13 protein-coding genes are annotated in these 18,786 nt (G+C 54.2%); 3 read left to right on the forward strand and 10 right to left on the reverse strand.

The features are described from left to right. Positions 1–197 precede the first annotated feature (197 nt). From HCZ99_RS16730 to HCZ99_RS16750, 5 genes are all read right to left on the reverse strand, one after another. On the reverse strand, positions 198–1,958 hold the full coding sequence (locus tag HCZ99_RS16730) for a M14 family metallopeptidase (protein WP_167448166.1): 1,761 nt from the start codon (positions 1,956–1,958) through the stop codon (positions 198–200). Further along, the gene (locus HCZ99_RS16735) at positions 1,955–2,809 is read right to left on the reverse strand and encodes an ABC transporter permease (RefSeq protein ID WP_167448167.1); all 855 of its coding nucleotides are present in this window, start codon (positions 2,807–2,809) and stop codon (positions 1,955–1,957) included. Before HCZ99_RS16735 ends, HCZ99_RS16730 begins: the two co-directional genes overlap by 4 nt. 5 nt (positions 2,810–2,814) lie before the next feature. After that, positions 2,815–3,738: an ABC transporter permease gene (locus HCZ99_RS16740; RefSeq protein ID WP_167448168.1), complete on the reverse strand. Its 924-nt coding sequence runs from the start codon at positions 3,736–3,738 to the stop codon at positions 2,815–2,817. A 72-nt stretch (positions 3,739–3,810) separates the two neighbouring features. Then, complete coding sequence (locus HCZ99_RS16745; RefSeq protein WP_167448169.1) at positions 3,811–5,340, reverse strand: ABC transporter substrate-binding protein; 1,530 nt, start codon at positions 5,338–5,340, stop codon at positions 3,811–3,813. A gap of 103 nt (positions 5,341–5,443) precedes the next feature. Beyond that, positions 5,444–7,270: an ABC transporter ATP-binding protein gene (locus tag HCZ99_RS16750; RefSeq protein ID WP_167448170.1), complete on the reverse strand. Its 1,827-nt coding sequence runs from the start codon at positions 7,268–7,270 to the stop codon at positions 5,444–5,446. Here HCZ99_RS16750 and HCZ99_RS16755 point away from each other — a divergent pair. Next, positions 7,259–7,399: a hypothetical protein gene (locus HCZ99_RS16755; protein WP_167448171.1), complete on the forward strand. Its 141-nt coding sequence runs from the start codon at positions 7,259–7,261 to the stop codon at positions 7,397–7,399. The genes HCZ99_RS16750 and HCZ99_RS16755 overlap by 12 nt on opposite strands. Positions 7,400–7,757: 358 nt before the next feature. Here the strand turns inward: HCZ99_RS16755 and HCZ99_RS16760 are convergent, their stop codons facing one another. The 5 genes from HCZ99_RS16760 to cysD form a co-directional block, all read right to left on the reverse strand. After that, the gene (locus tag HCZ99_RS16760; RefSeq protein ID WP_167448410.1) at positions 7,758–11,129 is read right to left on the reverse strand and encodes an error-prone DNA polymerase; all 3,372 of its coding nucleotides are present in this window, start codon (positions 11,127–11,129) and stop codon (positions 7,758–7,760) included. 80 nt (positions 11,130–11,209) lie between these two features. After that, positions 11,210–12,838, reverse strand: a complete 1,629-nt coding sequence (locus HCZ99_RS16765; RefSeq protein ID WP_175581565.1) for a Y-family DNA polymerase — start codon at positions 12,836–12,838, stop codon at positions 11,210–11,212. Further along, positions 12,762–13,709: an ImuA family protein gene (locus HCZ99_RS20520; protein ID WP_175581566.1), complete on the reverse strand. Its 948-nt coding sequence runs from the start codon at positions 13,707–13,709 to the stop codon at positions 12,762–12,764. The genes HCZ99_RS16765 and HCZ99_RS20520 overlap by 77 nt, the downstream gene beginning before the upstream one ends. Before the next feature lie 172 nt (positions 13,710–13,881). After that, on the reverse strand, positions 13,882–15,801 hold the full coding sequence (cysN, locus tag HCZ99_RS16780; protein WP_167448172.1) for a sulfate adenylyltransferase subunit CysN: 1,920 nt from the start codon (positions 15,799–15,801) through the stop codon (positions 13,882–13,884). 3 nt (positions 15,802–15,804) lie between these two features. After that, positions 15,805–16,698: a sulfate adenylyltransferase subunit CysD gene (gene cysD / locus HCZ99_RS16785; protein WP_254869732.1), complete on the reverse strand. Its 894-nt coding sequence runs from the start codon at positions 16,696–16,698 to the stop codon at positions 15,805–15,807. Between the two features lie 353 nt (positions 16,699–17,051). Here cysD and HCZ99_RS16790 point away from each other — a divergent pair, with 353 nt between their 5' ends. After that, positions 17,052–17,861 (forward strand): hypothetical protein, encoded by an 810-nt coding sequence (locus tag HCZ99_RS16790; protein WP_167448174.1) that lies wholly within the window; start codon positions 17,052–17,054, stop codon positions 17,859–17,861. 2 nt (positions 17,862–17,863) lie between these two features. Then, positions 17,864–18,736 (forward strand): hypothetical protein, encoded by an 873-nt coding sequence (locus HCZ99_RS16795; protein ID WP_167448175.1) that lies wholly within the window; start codon positions 17,864–17,866, stop codon positions 18,734–18,736. The last annotated feature ends 50 nt before the right edge of the window (positions 18,737–18,786 follow it).

An 18,786-nucleotide genomic window follows, 5' to 3' on the forward strand; every position in this document is an offset into this window, starting at 1 on the left:
TTTTTCTGGTTGTTGGGGCAATGTGATCAGCATGATGAAAATCGCCCACCTAATCCAGTACCAGTTTTGCAAACATCATCGGTCCAATAAAAACGGCCGATCAAAGGTGCGTACAAAATGTGCCCACAAAAAAGCCCCCGCATTGTGTAATGCGGGGGCCGATATGGTGGGTGCGAAGCGTCCGGTTACCTAATCGATCAGGCCGATGCCGCCATCAATTTTTGATGGGCGTCATAGGCGGCGACAACGGTTTCCATCTGTGCGGTATGCCCGGCGATAAACGCATCGCCATAGATGGTTTCGTCTGGATATTCCGTAATCAGCGTCAGCGGAACATCATGACGATCATCAACCGAAATCATGCATGGGAAACCATTAATGATGTCAAAGCCGGTGTCGCCCGCATGGGTGCGATACAGGTCAATCTGGGCATTGTTGAAATCCAGCAATCCCGGCACGGTTGCAAGGTGCTTGGTCACCAGATCAATGAATGCCATCGCATGATCGGTCCATGCTTCATGGTGCCGCATGATCAGGAAGAACCCCTTGGGCAGGGTCCACATGCCAAAGCCACGCGGAACGTACCCCGACAACGGACGGGTCCATTCATGTGATGGATAACCATGCAAGTTGACATGAAGTTGCGCCTTGCTGATGTCCTGCGCCTTTTGGCGGATTTCCTTTTCCAACAGCGGCTTGTTGTTGGCCGCCGTTCGGTATTCCAGATCATCGCCAAGCGCTGTATAGCGTGCCGCATGATGCATATGGCGCGGGTTATCAACAATCAGGCGCTGATGCAGGGCATAGCCATCCGGGTTTTCCAATGGCGAAATCGTGAAATGCGCCCCATCGCGCAGGGCCAGTTTCTGCGCCCCGCGAAGCGCACCGGACGGGCCGGTGATTTCGTTGGGATGTTGCCCACCACTGATCATGATCGGGATATCGGTCCCGGTTCGGTAACGGGCATTGATGATGCGCCCGGATCGTGATTGGGCGCTAAAGATCTCGCCGTCAATTTTGCCAAGTTCTTCGGCGATCTGTGCGCTGGTCAACGGATCGGTCGCGGTATCAAGGTCTTGACGCGGACCTGTGATTTCACCGGTGACAAGCGGGCGGTTTTCGACCGTGACGGTCAATTGGTCTGTGCCGGTTTTGATTTCCGGTACGATCTGACCGGGCTGCAAACCACGATCGCCCAGCGGACGACCTGATTTTACCTGAAACAGTTCAAGCAGCGCGAAATAGAAATCTTCATGCAGGGCTTCGTGCAGGCTGATTTCTTCATGCCCATGGGCGATGACGTGATCCTGACCGGGCAGCTCGACCGTGATGTTTAGTTCATCAAAATACGGCTCGGTTGATCCCCAATCGTGCGCCGCAATCGCCTGCATGGTTTGGGCAAACAGGGTTTCGTAATCCGTATCAATCTGATCATCACGAATAACCGTGCCATCACTATCGGTCATCCGAAGCCAGCCGGTCGGCGACAGGTGGGTTTCATTGATGACGTCTTGATGCAGGCGGTTTGGTGCAAACACCTCGTGGGTGGTGGTTGTGCCATCGGCCTGTGTCAGGCTGACATCATAAATACCATCGGTGCGCGTTCCGGCGACGAACGTGATCTTGGCATCCCCAACAAGGGCCGCCAAGGGATAGGTTTCAAGCAAAAACCGATTATCGGCCGCCGCATCATTGCGCGGATAGGTCACCCGGATGTCGGTATAAGATTGGGCCGCGATATCAATTTCTTCGAGGAAGAAATGCAAAAGCGGCTTATAGGCACTTCTGATCTGCGCCTTGATCCCGTGCTTGGCAAAGGCGGCCTCGGCGGCACGGCGAGTCGGGGCATCGTTAAACACCCATGCCTCAATCCCCCAGCCCTGATGGGCCGGGGTTGAAAGGTCACTGATCAGGATGTCGATGGTCCGTGGTAGGCTGGTGGCGAAAATACGGGTCATCGTGATGTCCTGCCAGTCGGGTCAAGACTATCGCGCAGCCAATCCCCCAAAAGGTTCAGGCCAAGCACCGTCAAAAGAATGGCAAGGCCGGGGAATACCGAAACCCACCACGCATTTTGCAAATAGGTCCGACCATCGGCCAGCATGCCGCCCCAACTTGGAATAAGCGGATCAACGCCAAGACCCAAAAACGTCAGGCTACTTTCAAGCAGGATGTTATTGGCGACATTCAGCGTCATCAAAACAATCACCGGCCCGATCAAGTTCGGTAGCAAATGACGGAACAGGATATGAATATCCTTAACCCCGATCGCCTGTGCTGACTGGATAAATTCCCGATCACGAAGGGATAAAACCGACCCACGCACCAGACGCGCATATTGCACCCACTGCGAAATGATCAGCAAAATGATCATGTTGGTCAAACCGCCCCCGACAATGGCGATAAACGTAATCGCCAGCAGGATAAAGGGCAGGGCAAGTTGCACATCGGCAAAGCGCATGACAATCATGTCCCAGAACCCGCGGTAATAGCCCGCGACAAGCCCCATGATCACACCGATCACAACGGCACCCGCAACCGACAAAACGCCGACCTGAAGCGATATTTTACCGCCCATTACCACACGGGCCAAAACATCGCGGCCAAGCGGATCGGTGCCAAAAATATGGGCCGGATCGGTAAAGGGGGCGGTCAGCCGGGCCATCAGATTGATTTTGTCGCCGCCATCTGGGAACAGAAGGCCGGAAAACAAAACCGCAAGGCAGATCCCACCGGTCAGCAACACACCAAGAATGAATTCCAGATTTTTATACCGCTTGAAACGCGCGGATTTGGCAATGGCTGTCATCGGGGTTACTCCGTTCTGATCCGCGGATCGATCAGCCCATAGGCAATATCGACCAGAAGGTTCACACCAACAATCAACAAGGACAGAACCGTAATGACGGCCTGCAAGACCGGATAGTCACGTCCGCCAACCGCGTCAAAGGCAAGCGTGCCAAGACCCGGCCAGTTAAACACGCGCTCAACCACAACAATGCCGCCCAAAAGCCCACCAAATTGCAGGCCGAAATACGTGATCAGCGGGATCGCACAGTTGCGCAACGCATGCTTATACAGCACCGTCGTTTCCGAAAGCCCCTTGGCGCGCGCGACCATGATGTATTGCGATTGCATGGTTTCAAGCATCGATGTCCGAACAAGGCGCACATTGGTCGCGGTCAGGATGATGCCCATGGTCAGGGCCGGCATCAAGAAGCTTGCAAATCCATCCATGCCGCTTGGCGGCAACAACTGGAAGGTAATGGAAAACAAAAGAACCAGCATGATCGCCAGCCAGAAGTTCGGGAATGACAGCCCAACCAGCGAAATAATCCGGATGAACTGATCGGCCCATTTGCCGCGCGAAACAGCTGCCTTGATGCCAAGCGGGATCGAAACCACGATTGACACAAACATCGACGCAAAGGCCAGCATCAATGTGGCTGGCAGCGCACTTTTAATCAGGTCGATAACCGGGGTGCCGCCCAAAAATGAACGCCCGAAATCAAGCGTGAAAATGCCAATGAAAAAGTCGGCATATTGCACGAAAAATGGCTTGTTGACGCCCAGTGCTTCGCGAATACGGGCAAGGTCATCTTCGGTGATGCTGCCTGCACCCTGCGCAAGCATCAATGCCGGATCACCGGTCAGGCGAATGGCAAAGGACACCACAAGTGTGACGGCGACGATCACAAAGACGGCTTGTAAAAAGCGTTTAATCAGAAATCCGGCCAAGGTCTTAATTCCTTAAGCAAACAGAAGGTGGGATGCCGCCCGTGTTTGGGGCAGGCGGCATCCCCTGCTAGATCAGTCTACCGAAACTTCGTTCAGACGCAGACGGCTGTCCGGGACCGGGGTAAAGTTCTTGACCCGGTCAGACACGCCAAAGATGGCATTGAGGTTATAAAGCGGCATTTCAAGCGCACGATCAGCGGCGTATTTCGCGATGTCTTGGAGGATTGCTTCGCGTTTGGCCTGATCGGTAATGGCACGCTGGCTTTCAAGAAGCGCGTCCAATTTTTCATCGCTGTCATACGGGTTCCATTTTTCGCCCGTGTGATACATCAAATATGCCGTGTTATCGAAATCAAGCGTCCAACCGCCCCAAGACTGCTGGAACATCTCGCCGGTTTTACCCTGCGGGATGATGTCGTTCAGCATCACGTTGGTTTCATACGGCTTAATGGTCGCGTTCAGGCCGATAATCTGAAGATAGCTGGCAACGGCCTGCGAAACCTCGTTAAAGGTGGCGTTGTTGCCGCGAATATCGATCTGAATATTGGTGCCCGGTGCAACGCCTGCTTCTTTCAGCAGTTCCTTGGCTTTGTTCGGATCATACGGCAGCGGCTTCATGTCCGGGTCAAAGCCAAATGACAATTCACCCTGGAAGCTTGCAATTTCGGCTGCCTGGCCGCCCAGAACCGCGTCAATGATCGCCTTACGGTCAACGCCGTAAATCATTGCTTTACGGACGCGTTCATCCTTGGTGATGCCGTTTGCGGTGTTAAAGCGCAGGGCATAAACCGTCGGGCTTGCGGTGGTGACAACCTTGATGTTGTCGGCTTCTTCGATTGTCGGGATCATGCCAATTGGAATGGTCGGCGGGATCACAAGATCAACACGACCGGCCTGCAATTCGGCAACCGCGGTTGATGGTTCGCTGATGAAGCGATAATCAAGATTGGAAAGCTTGGCTTTCTCGCCCCAGAACCCGTCATAGGCTTCAAGTTTGACGCCCACTTTTGGTTCATAGGAAACCATTTTGAACGGGCCGGTGCCAACCGGATGGGCGTTGAAATAGTCTTCGCCTTTTTCCGCGATGTATTTTGGCGGCACGATCATCGCGCCATAACCCGCAAGCTTGGTCAAAAGAACCGGGTCGGGCTGGGTCAAATGCATGTCGACGGTGCTGTCATCGATCACTTCGATATGATCAATCGCGGCATAGTTTGAACGCTGCGGGCCTTTTTTACCTTCTTCGCCCATCAGGCGGTCAAAGGTGAATTTCACCGCGTCGGCGTTGAACGGCTCACCATTGTGGAAGGTCACACCTTCACGCAGTTTGAAACGGATGCGCGTACCTTCATCCATCACTTCCCACGACGTTGCCAAACCAGGTACCAGTTTCGCATCCGGCCCGCGATAGGTCAGGCCATCAAAAATGTTGGTTGCAACCGATGACCAGTTAACCAAAAAGGTATCAACCGGATCCCAGCTGCCCGGATCCTGCGGCGAGGATACGGTCAATGTGCCATCTGCGTATGCCGGCGAAGCTGCCAGCATGCCACCGGCAACTGCCAGTGCCATGAAAGCCGTACGCATTCCCTGTTTAATCATAAAGTTTTCTCCGTTTTTGTTGGTCGTGTGGCGTTTGGGTTGGTGCGAAAAACCGGTGTTCTTATGCGTCGGTTTCTCGGGTGTGGGATGCCCCAAAGCCGGTTCAGACAGCGTCCGCGACAAGATGACCGGGCGCAATTTCCTGATAGGTGAGAAGGGCGGGTTCATTCCCAACCCGGCGGACCGGACTTGGAATTTCGCCGTCCAGCATGACGCGGTGATGTTCGCGCGTCGGGTCGGCAACCGGAACGGCACTTAACAAACGTTTGGTATATGGATGGGTCGGGGTTTCCAGAACCTGCTGACGCGATCCCAGTTCGGCAATTTGCCCCAGATACAAAACCGCGACCCGGTGGCTCATTTTTTCAACAACCGCCATGTCGTGGCTGATGAACAAATAGGCCAGACCGTGTTCTTCTTGCAGTTCCATCAACAGATTGATGATCTGTGCCTGGATCGACACATCAAGGGCCGAAAGCGCTTCGTCGGCGATGATCAGTTTCGGGTTCGATGCCAATGCACGCGCGATACAGATACGCTGGCGCTGCCCACCGGAAAATTCATGTGGATAACGATCCGCATGTGCCGATGTCAGGCCAACACGCTCAAGCAACTGATCAATGCGGATTTTAATCTGCTTGGAACTGTCCATCAAACCATGGGTATGGATCGGTTCGGCAATGGAAAAACCGATCTTTTTACGCGGGTCCAGCGACGCAAACGGGTCTTGGAAAATATACTGAATTTCCTGACGCAACCGTTGTTGATCGCCTTTGCCCATGCTGGCAAAGGTCCGCCCGTTAAAGGTGATGTCGCCGCTGGTGGCTTTTTGTAATTGCTGGATCGTGCGCCCGATGGTCGATTTACCCGATCCGGATTCCCCAACCAACGCCAATGTTTCGCCGCGATAAATATCAAAACTGACATTCTCGACCGCATGCACCCGGTGCGTAACCCCGCCAAAAATCCCCTTTTTGATATCAAATCGGGTGACAAGGTTATTGACCTTTAACAGCGGCTCCGCGTCATAATGTGCGGTGTTCTGGATTTCTTCGCTGCCGACAAGACGCGGGGTTTCGCCGTCCATAATCACGACCGGGAAGCGTTTGGGGAATTCTTCCCCGTTCATCGATCCCAGTTGCGGAACAGCCGAAAGCAACGTTTGCGTATAGGGATGCTTTGGATTGGCAAACAGGTCTTTGACCGGACCTTCTTCGACCTTTTTGCCTTTCCACATGACAACGACGTCATCGGCGACTTCGGCAACAACCCCCATGTCATGGGTAATGAAAATCACCGCCATGCCAAGTTCGGCCTGCAGATCACGAATGATGTTCAGGATCTGCGCCTGAATGGTCACATCAAGGGCGGTGGTTGGTTCATCGGCAATCAAAACTTTCGGACGGCAGGCAAGCGCCATCGCAATCATCACGCGCTGGCGCATCCCCCCGGAAAGCTGATGGGGATAGCGTTTCAAAAGCTGCTTGGCATCGGGCAAACGCACCATATCCAAAAGACGCTCACCCTCTTTAAGGGCGTCGGCCTTTGACATGCCTTCGTGCAAAATCAGGGTTTCGGCAATTTGATCGCCAATGGTGAAAACCGGATTAAGCGACGTCATCGGCTCCTGAAAGATCATGGCGACGTCACGGCCACGGATCGCACGCATCTTCTTTTGCGGAAGCGACAGCAAATCGGTTTCGCCGTCCGGGCCATCAAAAATGATCTTGCCCGATGGGTAGGTGGCACCGACCATTTCAGCCAGACGCATCACCGAAAGCGATGTTACGGATTTGCCCGAACCTGACTCGCCAACAATGGCAAGGGTCTTGCCCGGCGCAACAGAGAAGTTCAGGTTTTCAATGACGCGCGATGCGCCAAACTCGACAGACAGATCCTCAATACGCAGGATCGGGGCATGTTCAGTCACGCGATTATCCTCGACTATCAAGTGTCGGAACGCGGGGTGGCGCGTCCGGGCTGGCCGGAATCGGGTTCGCAGTCGTCTGTACAAGAAACCCGAACATATCGCGTGCAGGCACACGACGCGTCAGGCTAGATTTGTAGGCGAGAACGATGAACGACCCTGATGACGGCTTTTTGTTTTATAATTTATACATATTATCATCATTTATTTGACGTTTTGTCAACGTTTCGACATCTAATCAACGATCTGTCGAATTTTCTGCCGTTTTGCGGGCAATATGTCGGATATGATTTCCCGCTATCCTACGGTTATTTATAGCAAAAATTGGTTCGCACCCTCCCATTCGTGCTTGGTTTGCCCGTCAGATCAGGTGCGTTTTTGATGGGGTTTTGATCGGTCCTCGAAATTTTTTTAAGCCTTAAAAATACGAAATCACCTGTTTTGGCGTTCGCTTCTGACCGGGTGTTTTTTCGTGCGCGATACATCCGCATTAATGGAAATCATGACTGTCGATCTTAAGCTGCTTTTGGCGGTGGGGGGCTTTGTCGTTGCCCCGTCCCAAATCTTCAAGCGGATCGGCTTGGGTTTCTTGCGGCGATTGCGGATTTTGCGCGTTTTGGGGCGGCAACGCATTGCGCGCACTGGCCCAACGCAGGTTGCGCGGATGGTTGTTGGCATCACGGGCGATTTTGGTGTTGTCGCTGAGTGCCTGTAACATATGGGTCAGATCGACCAGTTTATCGGCAATGATATGGGTTACACCGTCTTCGCGTTGCAGTTTGCCGGTCACACCCAGGACCGTGGCGGTCATAACCTCGCGGCGGTATTTTTCCATCACCTTGCTCCAGACCACCAAATTGGCGACACCGGTTTCATCCTCCAGCGTGATGAAAACCACCCCCGATGCGGTACCCGGACGCTGGCGAACAATCGCCAATCCCGCATGGGTAAGCTTCTCCCCATCACGGATATTGGCAAGATCCCCGGCACAGCACACCCCCGCCAGTTTCAGCGCATCACGGATCATCGCCATCGGATGCCCCTTAAGTGACAAGCGCAGGCTGGCGTAATCTTCGATGACTTCTTCGCCCGGTCCCATGATCGGCAAATCCACCGGGGCTTCGGCGCCAAATTCGGCTGACACCCCCATATTGTGGTTAAAGTTCTGGGCGGCTTCAAACAAGGGCAGGGCAGCGGGGGCTTTGCGGCCCTTGCCAAACCGGCGCACCGCCCATAACGCTTCGCGCCGCGAAAGGCCAAGGCTGCCAAATGCATCCGCCTCGGCCAGCTTTTCAAGCGCACTGGGCGAAAGCCCGGTTTGACGCGCCATCAGATACACATCCTGAAACCCGCCAATCGGGCGATTGGAAATCAACGCCAGCGCATCCAACTCGCCAAATCCCTTAATCTGGCGAAAGCCCAGCCGGACGGAAAGATACCCGCTTGAACGGCCCTGTTCGCGTTCAAGCCGGTTGTCCCAGAAACTGTAATTGATGTCGATTTCGGTGACCCGAACCCCATGATTGCGCGCATCATTGACCAATTGCGCCGGGGCGTAAAATCCCATCGGTTGGGAATTTAAAAGCGCGCATAAAAACACATCCGGGTGATGGCATTTCAGCCAGGATGACGCATAGGCCAGAATGGCAAAACTCGCCGCGTGACTTTCGGGAAAACCGTAATCGGCAAACCCTTCGATCTGTTTAAAACACCGTTCGGAAAATTCCATCTCATAGCCGTTTTTAAGCATGCCATTGATGAATTTATCCCGGTGTTCGCCAATGGTCCCGGTGCGCTTAAAGGTTGCCATGGCCCGTCTAAGGTTATCGGCCTCGCCGCCGGAATATCCCGCCGCAACAATGGCGATTTGCATGGCCTGTTCTTGAAATAACGGCACGCCACAGGTGCGTTTTAACACCGCTTCAAGTTCCTTGGACGGATAGGCCACCTTTTCGCGGCCCATGCGCCGTTGCAAAAACGGATGCACCATGCCGCCCTGAATGGGGCCGGGGCGCACAATCGCCACCTGAATGGTTAAATCATAAATGCATTGGGGTTTTAAGCGCGGCAGCATGCTCATTTGGGCGCGTGATTCCACCTGAAACGTGCCGATGCTATCGGCCTTGCCCAACATGCGATAGGTCGCCTTATCGCGTTGGGGCAGGGTCGCCAGATCATAATCAATGTTCTTATGATCGCGCAGTTCATCAAGCGCCTTGCGAATGCAGGTCAACATGCCAAGCGCCAGAATATCGACCTTTAAAATGCCCAGCGCATCAATATCGTCCTTGTCCCATTCAATGGTGGTGCGGTCCGCCATGGCCGCATTGGCAATCGGGCACAATTCCGAAAGCGGCCCGCGCGTAATGACGAAACCGCCAACATGTTGCGATAAATGCCGCGGGAAACCGGTCAACGCGCCCGCCAAATCCAACACCGCTTTAAGGCGCGGCTCATCGGGATGGATGCCCGATTGGCGCATCATGTTGTCATGCGCGCCCTTGCTGCTTGATCCCCAAATGGTTTTGGTCAATTTGACAATGGTGTCTTCTGACAGGCCAAACACCTTGCCAACATCGCGCATGGCACTGCGTGATCGGTATGAAATCACCGTCGCGGTCAGTCCGGCGCGCTCCCGACCATAGCGTTCATAGATGAACTGAATGACTTCTTCGCGGCGTTCATGTTCAAAATCAACGTCAATGTCGGGCGGCTCACTGCGCGCATTGCTGATAAAGCGTGAAAACAGCAATTCCACCTTGGCCGGGTCCACCGATGTAACATGCAGGCAAAAACACACCGATGAATTGGCTGCTGATCCGCGCCCTTGGCACAAAATGCCGCGCGACCGGGCAAAGGCAACAATGTCATGCACCGTCAGGAAATAGGGCGCATAGCCCAGCTCGTCGATCAGTTTTAGTTCGGTCTCGATCAGGTTTTTAACCTTCTCGGGCACGCCGTTCGGGTATCGTTTTTGCGCCCCTTCCCATGTCAGGCGGATCAGGCGTTCTTGCGTGCCTTCGCCCGACCCATCATTTTCATCGGGGTATTCATAGCGAAGCTCGCTCAGATCAAATGTGCATTGATCGGCAATCTCCACTGTCCGCGCCAACCAGTGCGGATGATCGGGAAACAAACGCGCCATTTCGCGCGGTGATTTGATGTGGCGTTCGCCATTGGGAAACAACCGATACCCGGCATCCTCAATCGTGCAATGATGCCGAATACAGGTCAGGACATCCTGCAACGGTTTGCGCGACCTCAGATGCATATGCACATCATTGGTGACAACTGCCGGAATGCCAAGTTCCGCCTCGATGGTTTCGGCAAAGCTTAATCTTTCGCTGTCAAACCCATCCATGAACCGTCCGACCGACAGCCACAATTGCCCATCAAGATGCGTTTTAAGCTGCACAAGCTGTTCTCGAAACGTCTCATCGGGGACTTGGGGCGGCACGGCGATAAACAGCAACCCGTTGGCCTGTTCAAAAATATCGGTCAGATAAATCTCGCACGATCCTTTGGGCGCGCGGCGTTTGCCAAGGGTCAAAAGCCGACATAACCGGGCATAAGCCGCCCGGTCCGTCGGATAACATAACAGCGACGGCCCATCCATCGGGTCCAACCGGCATCCGACCACATAGTTCAGCCGGTCTTTATAAGGGGCATGGGCGGTATGGCCGCGCACAATCCCGGCCACCGTATTGCGATCGGTGATGGCAATGGCATGCAATTGCTTGGTCGCCGCACTCAGGACCAGTTCCTCGGCATGGGATGCACCGCGCAGGAATGAAAAATTGCTGCTGACCTGCAATTCGGCATAGCGGGGTGGTCCGACCGCGATGTCGGGCTGGGTATCCATCTGTGCATTCTGCGCATCTGGTGCGCTGGTGTGCGCACTTTGGGGGATTTTGGGGCTTTGGGTGTTCTGCATGTGCTGGCTCATCCGGCAAATAATCCATGCACCGACCAGATATCCTGCCCGCTATGGCCACTGCGAAACAGCCATAACATCCGGCCTTTTTGATCACAGATGCGGAAATAATCGCGGGTATTCTGCGACAGGGCATAATTATCCCGATCCAGATGATCCCACCATTCCGGGCAAATGCGTTCGGGCCCATCGGCCCGCAGCACATCAATCAGCATTTTCCGCCACCGAAGCTTGGTCGGTGCCCCTGCCGCGTTGCGCGCCACCACATCCACCGGTTCTGGCGGATCAATCAGGCGGACCGGGCGACGGGGCAGCTTGATGTCATCCAGCCGGGCCGGTTTGGTTTGGGCACTTGGCCCTGTTGGCCCTGTTGGCGCTTGGCGAATGGCGGCACGTTCGGGCAGGTGGCTGGCGTGATGGGCCGGGCGAAACAAAACATCGCGCGGCCCCAAATGATGGCTGATCCGATCCAGCAATTGCGCCAGGGCAACATCGTCTTGGGTGTCATTTTGCTGCCGGTCCAGCCGGGCCTGACGAAAGGCCACATGCTCGACCCACGGCGCATATAAAATCACCTGCTCGATACCAAATCCGGTATCCACACCGGGCATTTTTTCCGCCATCAGACGCAGGATATGCGCCTCGGACTGGCATGGGGTGCCGGTGGTCGTGGTGATGGTATGGGCGTGGCCATCAACCCGAATACAGCGCAGGATCAACCGCCGCAGGCCAAGGTTCTCGGCGCGCAGATCGGCACACAGCTTTTCCATCATGCGCTCTATGGCATGTGCCAAATTGGCCGCATCGCCCAAGGGCTCGCCAAAGTTTTGACGGATCAGCCACGGGTGATCGGGCAACTCGAAATTAAGATGTTCGGGCAGGCGGCCATAAAACTGATCAAGGCGGTGCAACACATCCGGCCCAAGTCGGGTTGTGATGTTTGCCCGTGGAAGCGGGGTAATATCCCCAATATGTTTAAGTCCCAATCGCGATAAAACCGCGATGATATCTTCGGACAACCGCAAGGCCGATACAGGAAACCCCGCCGCAATGGCGTGATCGGCGGGCAGGGACAAACGGCGGTCTTCATCCGGGGCCCGATGGCAGCGCGCACTTGCCCATGCCGCGCCGGCGGTATCAGCAATGGCGGCGCGCGCGCGATATCCGCGCTCTGTAACATCGCGCAGGATGCGCGCAATCAGTTGGCCTTCGCCGCCAAACAAATGGCTGCCCCCGGTGATCTCAAGCCACATGCCCGTATCGCCCTCCAAACTTTGCGTTTGCAAGGTTCGGTCGGGCGCGACCCATGGGCTATAACGGTCCATCGCCCGGATCATGCGGGCCAGATGGGCGTGATAAAGATCGGGGTCTTCGGGCGTGTTTTTAAGGTCCGGCAAAATGCTGCGCGCGTCTGACAGCCGCATGCCGCCATAAAGCCCGGCCTGTTGTGCGCTTTCATTCACCCCACACACCAGAACTCCTTTATGATCCGCACGGGTAATCACCTCCGGCACCTCGTGGGCGGATGATGTGCCTGTTGCATCAGACGTACGGGGATGATCAGGCGTGGATATGCTGATCGTCTGACAATCGCTTTTCCAATGGGTCAGCCATAGATAAAGAAAACGTTGCTGCATCGGTCTTTACTTTCCAGCTTCCCGGTCGGACCCCGCGTCCCCCGATCAGGCTGAGATAATGGTGATTTCCTGTTGGATCGTTTTGATCTGCTCGTGTTGTGATGTTTTCGCTGTTTACATTTTCAGGTTCAGTGGGTTTCGCGGTCGGCGTAATCTGCCATCTGGTCCAGGCACTTGATGGTGGCAGACGCCCTTGGCGCGATGCCGGGCGCAGTATGATCATGCGCGTCCCCCCGGCCTCGCAGGCCAGTTGCAGCCGGCGCGCCGTGGTCAGGTCATAATCGGTTGTCTCGATAATGATCGATCGAACCTGCCCGGATTTGGCGACTTCTTCCCCGGTCCAAAGGGCGGTCATCTGCTGATCGACCACCATCATCAACGGATTGGGGCGATGGCCTGAATGACCCGAAAGCCCCGAATGAACCGCATCAGTGGCCGTGTCACCGGCAAGCATGTCACCGCCGGGCCTGTCACTATTCGACAAGTCACTGCCCGACATGTCGCGATCTGACGTCTCATGACCCGACACACCGTGCGGCGTCGACAGGGCATAAAACCCGCCCTGATCCAGTGCCCTGCGTTGGCGCACCCAGAAAATCGGCTTTTGCGCAGGACGATGACCCGGCGCATCAAGATGGGCCAAATACCACGCCAAAAGCGACGCGGCGCAATCATCATGACCACAAATCACTTCATGCAACCCCACCGGTGCAATGCCCCCGATGCTGATATGATTGGCCAACGGCACCCCGCCAAATCCACGCGCAATCACCCCATCAATCCCGCCCGAAAGACAGGAAACCTGTATTTTCCATTGCTGCTCGGCCCGGGCCAATGCTGCACGGGCCTGATGAATACGTCTGTCTGACATCACCAATGTTCCTGATTTGTTCTTTTTATGTGGTCAAACAGGAACGGGAGTCAAGGTGTATCGGTAAGGTGCAGGCGGAGGATTTTGGCGAAAGATCGGCTAGGTGTTTGGGATAAAAGAAAACCCGACATTCGCAAACGCCGGGTTTTCTAAAACGGGATCTGATCCGGGATCAGATTTCCGGATACCACGCACCCAAAACACCGAATTCTTCGAGTTTGGTGACAATGGTTTCGGCGGCTTGTTCTGCGCTTTGATTGGTGGTGTTCACCACGATCTCAGCATTTTCGGGCCGCTCATAGGGGCTGTCGATACCGGTAAAGTTGGTGATTTCTCCGTCACGGGCTTTTTTATAAAGGCCCTTCACATCACGCTGCTCACACACCTCAAGCGGGGTATCGACAAAGACTTCGATAAACTCGCCTTTCTCGACCAGGCTCCGCGCCAGCTGACGTTCGCTTTTAAACGGCGAGATAAAGGATACCAATGTGATCACGCCTGCATCGACAAACAGCTTGGCGGTTTCGCCAACCCGGCGGATGTTTTCCACCCGGTCCGCATCGGTAAAGCCAAGATCCTTGTTCAGGCCATGACGGACATTATCGCCATCGAGCGTATAGGTGTGCTTGCCCATCGCATGCAGCTTTTTTTCCACCAGGTTGGCGACGGTTGATTTCCCCGCACCCGACAGGCCGGTGAACCACAGGATGGCCGATTTCTGACCTTTCTGATAGGCCCGCGCCCCCTTGTTGATGTCCATTTCCTGCCATTTGATGTTGGTCGCACGTCGCAGGGAATGGTTGACCATGCCCGCCCCAACCGTCGCATTGGTGAAGCGGTCAATAATGATAAAACGCCCGGAATGGCGGTTCTCGTCATAGGGATCAAACGCCAGCGCCTTATCGGCTGAAATATTGGCAATGCCAACTTCATTAAGCTCAAGCGTCTTGCCGGCCATATGTTCAAGCGTATTCACATTGACCTTGTATTTAAGGTCGCTGATTTGCGCATTGGTGACCTGTGCGCCCATCTTGATCAAATAGGGGCGCCCAGGCAGCAAATGGTCTTCATGCATCCAGATGATGCGCGCTTCGAATTGATCGGCAAAATCGGGTTTGGCATCGGCTTGGGCCAAAACATCACCGCGCGAAATATCAATTTCATCGGTCAGGGTCAGGGTGATCGCTTGTCCGGCAATGGCTTGGTCTAGGTTGCCATCATAGGTCACGATCTCTTTGACCGTGCTGGTCTGGCCCGATGCGGTGACAATAATCTCATCACCCGGCTTGATGCTGCCCGACGCGATGGTGCCCGAAAATCCCCGGAAATCAAGGTTCGGACGATTGACCCATTGCACCGGAAGGCGGAATGGCTTGTCAATCGCATCTTGTTCGACCTGAACCGTTTCAAGATGGGCCAGCAATGTCGGGCCGTCATACCAGCTGGTGTTCGGGCTGGCATCGATCATGTTATCGCCGCGAAGGGCCGATAACGGAATGGCCGTGATCGAGGCATAGCCAAGGTCTTTGGCAAATTCCTGATACTCGGCAACGATGGCATCAAATGTTGCCTGATCATAATCGACCAGATCCATCTTATTGACCGCCAGCACCACATGCTTAATCCCCAAAAGAGAGGTAATAAAGCTGTGGCGGCGCGTCTGGGTCAAAATGCCTTTGCGCGCATCAATCAGGATCACCGCGACATCGGCGGTCGATGCACCGGTTGCCATGTTGCGGGTATATTGCTCATGACCGGGCGTGTCGGCGACGATGAATTTGCGTTTATCGGTCGAGAAAAAGCGATAGGCGACATCAATGGTGATGCCCTGTTCGCGTTCGGCCTGAAGCCCGTCAAGCAGCAAGGCAAAATCAATTTCCCCGCCTTGGGTGCCGACTTTGCGGCTATCAGATTCAAGGGCCGCCAATTGATCTTCAAAGATCATTTTGGAATCCCAAAGCAAACGGCCAATCAGGGTGGATTTGCCATCATCAACACTGCCGCATGTGATGAACCGCAGCAGGCTTTTTTCTTCCTGGGATTTCAGGTAGCCGAGAATGTCATCGGCAATCAGGTCGGATTGATGTGCCATGATCTAAAAATACCCTTCCTGCTTTTTCTTTTCCATCGACCCGGCTTCGTCATGGTCAATCATGCGACCCTGACGTTCGCTGGATCGGGTCAGCAGCATTTCCTGAATAATGTCGGGAAGCGTGGTTGCTTCGGACTCAACCGCCCCGGTCAGCGGATAACAGCCCAGGGTCCGGAACCGCACCGATTTCATTTCGGGCTTTTCACCTGGCTTAAGCGGCATACGGTCATCATCAACCATGATCAGCGTGCCATCGCGCTCAACCACCGGGCGCTTGGCCGAATAATACAGCGGCACAATCGGAATTTGCTCAAGATAGATATATTGCCAGATATCAAGCTCGGTCCAGTTCGAGATCGGGAAAGCACGGATGCTTTCCCCCTTGTTGATCCGGGCGTTATAGATATCCCACAATTCCGGGCGTTGGTTCTTCGGGTCCCAACGATGGCTTTCTGTGCGGAACGAAAACACACGTTCCTTGGCGCGCGCTTTTTCTTCGTCGCGGCGCGCCCCGCCAAAGGCCGCATCGAACTTGTATTTGTTCAGTGCTTGTTTCAGCGATTGGGTCTTCATGACGTCGGTATGCAGGCTCGACCCATGGGTGAATGGACCAATGCCCTGATCGACACCGTCCTGATTGATGTGAACAATCAGCTCAAAGCCATACTCGGCCGCCACCTTATCGCGAAACTCAATCATTTCGCGGAATTTCCAGGTGGTATCGACATGCATTAACGGAAAGGGCGGTGGGGCCGGGTAAAAGGCCTTGCGCGCCAAATGCAGCAAAACAGACGAATCCTTGCCGATGGAATAAAGCATCACCGGACGTTCAAACGATGCCGCCACCTCGCGGATGATATGAATACTCTCCGCCTCAAGCTGGCGAAGATGGGTCAGATTAGGCTGCATTCTCTTTCCTGATGATCAATCAACACAAAATTTTGTGTTTATAAAAGTATTTCACTTGTCTTTGATGGGTAATGCGGAATGAGCCGCAAGGCAAGTGTGATTTCTATATTTACACAAATTTTTGTAGTCGAATAATATTATACATTCAGGGGGTGTTTAATTTGTTCGTAAAGATAAGGCAAGTCAAAGTCAAAGCTGCCTCAAGATACGTGCTGCAAACGGTTCGTCGGTTGGCCGTTTACTCCGCCCGAAAGATGTGGTTGCTATCACATGTAAGATGGTGCGCCCAAAAGCAGCATTGTCCAACAGGATGTGATTTTGAACCGGCTTGAAGGAATGGCATGAAATTCGATCAAAGTATCTGGGGCGGGGCGGTGAGTGTCATTCGCCAAAACCTAAACATCTTTGCGACGGTCGTCATCGCAATATGGCTTGTCGATACCATGATCATGGCCTTTGATCCCGACGGACAAACGCCGATCTATCTGACATTTATTGCCGGGGCTTATTTGGCTGTTGCCTCCCACGCGACAGTGTTGCGAAACATCAGTGGCTTTAAGGCAATCGGCAGTCTGGAAAACAAAACCTTGCCGCGTTTCTTATTGCGTACCGGGGCCATTGCATTGATGGGCTTTGTCCCCGCCGTTATCGCGATGATCGCGGTCATGAGCTCCCCGGAAGTCAAAGCATATGGCGAAGACGCCAGATTTATTTTCTCAATGCTGATTGCCGCGGTGGCATACGGGATTGTCATGCTGGTGGCGCTGGGCCTATTTGGCACCTGGTTGCCTGCGGCGGTGGTTGGGGATGGTTCGTCCATCGGGCGTGCCTTGGCGCGCGGGCGTAAAACAATGGGCTATGCGGTGTCGCGCCTGATCATTGGTCCGGGTGCGAATGTTGCGTTGTTCTTGATCAGCCTTTTTCTCTTGCCGCTGGAGATTCCCGACGCCGTTCTCTTCTACACGATACACGTTGGCTATTTGCAGTTCGTGCCGTTTGATATTCTGCTGAACGGGTTTGGCAATGTGGTTTGGGCAACCGGAACCGTCCTGATCGCCGTTGTTCTGTCGCGCGCCTATCAACTTGGCGAGGCGCGCTTGCCGAGCGACAGCGCCCCCGATGCAGAGGCCCAACAGCCGGAGGCCACCTGAACGTGTCCGGCGTTTCGATTGCCAATAGCCCGTTCGGAATATGGAAAGAAAGCTTTCAGGTTCTGCGCCAAAACTGGCGCATCATGTTGATTTTGGTGCTGACGGAGACCTGTCTGAAGGTGCCGCTTTCAATGATGACCGGGGTGGACGTGGATTGGGTGAAGACGGTAATTTTTGGCACCCTGCAAGTTTTAGTTCTGTTTTCAATGACGACCGGGGTGGACTTGGATTGGGTGACGATGTTCATTTTGGGCACCCTACAAATTTTAGTTCTGTATGTCGGGTGTTGCTGGGCTCTCTACGGTGCCATCAGGTTTGACCTGCCCAACCTACTGAAATTTGTGCTGAGGGCATTTATCTTACAACTGTTGATCATTCTTCCTGCGCAGCTTTATTTCCTTGCGGACATTGGTTCCCTTGCGTTGCTTCCCAGTCATGTCGCAATCCTTTCGCAAGGCGATGTGGAAGTCGAAAAGTCCATCTATTGGATTAAGGCCCTGACGGACGGGGCGCTGAGGTGCGTGGTGATCCTGTTGTTCGCAACATGGCTACCCGCTGCTTTAACCTCAGACAGCGGTGGAATTGTTCAAGCTTTGCGCCGAGGATGGCGCACGATCTGGTATGTGGCGTCCCGATCCATGATCGGTCCTGTACCGGTTTGGATTCTATATTCAGTCCTCGCGATGCTATCGATCGAGACCCTGATTTACCTTCTGGGCGCATTGGGCGGCGTTGGGGAAGGGCTGCTTGTGTTGATTGCATTTGTGGGGGCCCTTGTCGGAAGTGTCGTGGGCATTTGGACGTTGTTGCTGGTCTCGGTCATTATTTCACGCGCTTATCTCAAAGCTGAAAATCAGCATTGTGCGCCTCGTTGAGGACGCGCCTCTTCTGACTGCAGCAGGGGTTATTTTGGGTAATTTTATTT

This window comes from Thalassospira lucentensis, from assembly GCF_011806425.1.
Lineage (GTDB): Bacteria > Pseudomonadota > Alphaproteobacteria > Rhodospirillales > Thalassospiraceae > Thalassospira > Thalassospira lucentensis_B.

What these genes read in the sequence shown, in the direction of transcription:
- HCZ99_RS16755 (WP_167448171.1), top strand. Translation starts at nt 7,259, where the DNA reads ATGTTCAGTCACGCGATTATCCTCGACTATCAAGTGTCGGAACGCGGG.
- HCZ99_RS16760 (WP_167448410.1), bottom strand. Translation starts at nt 11,129, where the DNA reads ATGGATACCCAGCCCGACATCGCGGTCGGACCACCCCGCTATGCCGAA.
- HCZ99_RS16765 (WP_175581565.1), bottom strand. Translation starts at nt 12,838, where the DNA reads ATGCAGCAACGTTTTCTTTATCTATGGCTGACCCATTGGAAAAGCGAT.
- HCZ99_RS16790 (WP_167448174.1), top strand. Translation starts at nt 17,052, where the DNA reads ATGAAATTCGATCAAAGTATCTGGGGCGGGGCGGTGAGTGTCATTCGC.
- HCZ99_RS20520 (WP_175581566.1), bottom strand. Translation starts at nt 13,709, where the DNA reads ATGTCAGACAGACGTATTCATCAGGCCCGTGCAGCATTGGCCCGGGCC.
- HCZ99_RS16735 (WP_167448167.1), bottom strand. Translation starts at nt 2,809, where the DNA reads ATGACAGCCATTGCCAAATCCGCGCGTTTCAAGCGGTATAAAAATCTG.
- HCZ99_RS16730 (WP_167448166.1), bottom strand. Translation starts at nt 1,958, where the DNA reads ATGACCCGTATTTTCGCCACCAGCCTACCACGGACCATCGACATCCTG.
- cysN (WP_167448172.1), bottom strand. Translation starts at nt 15,801, where the DNA reads ATGGCACATCAATCCGACCTGATTGCCGATGACATTCTCGGCTACCTG.
- HCZ99_RS16745 (WP_167448169.1), bottom strand. Translation starts at nt 5,340, where the DNA reads ATGATTAAACAGGGAATGCGTACGGCTTTCATGGCACTGGCAGTTGCC.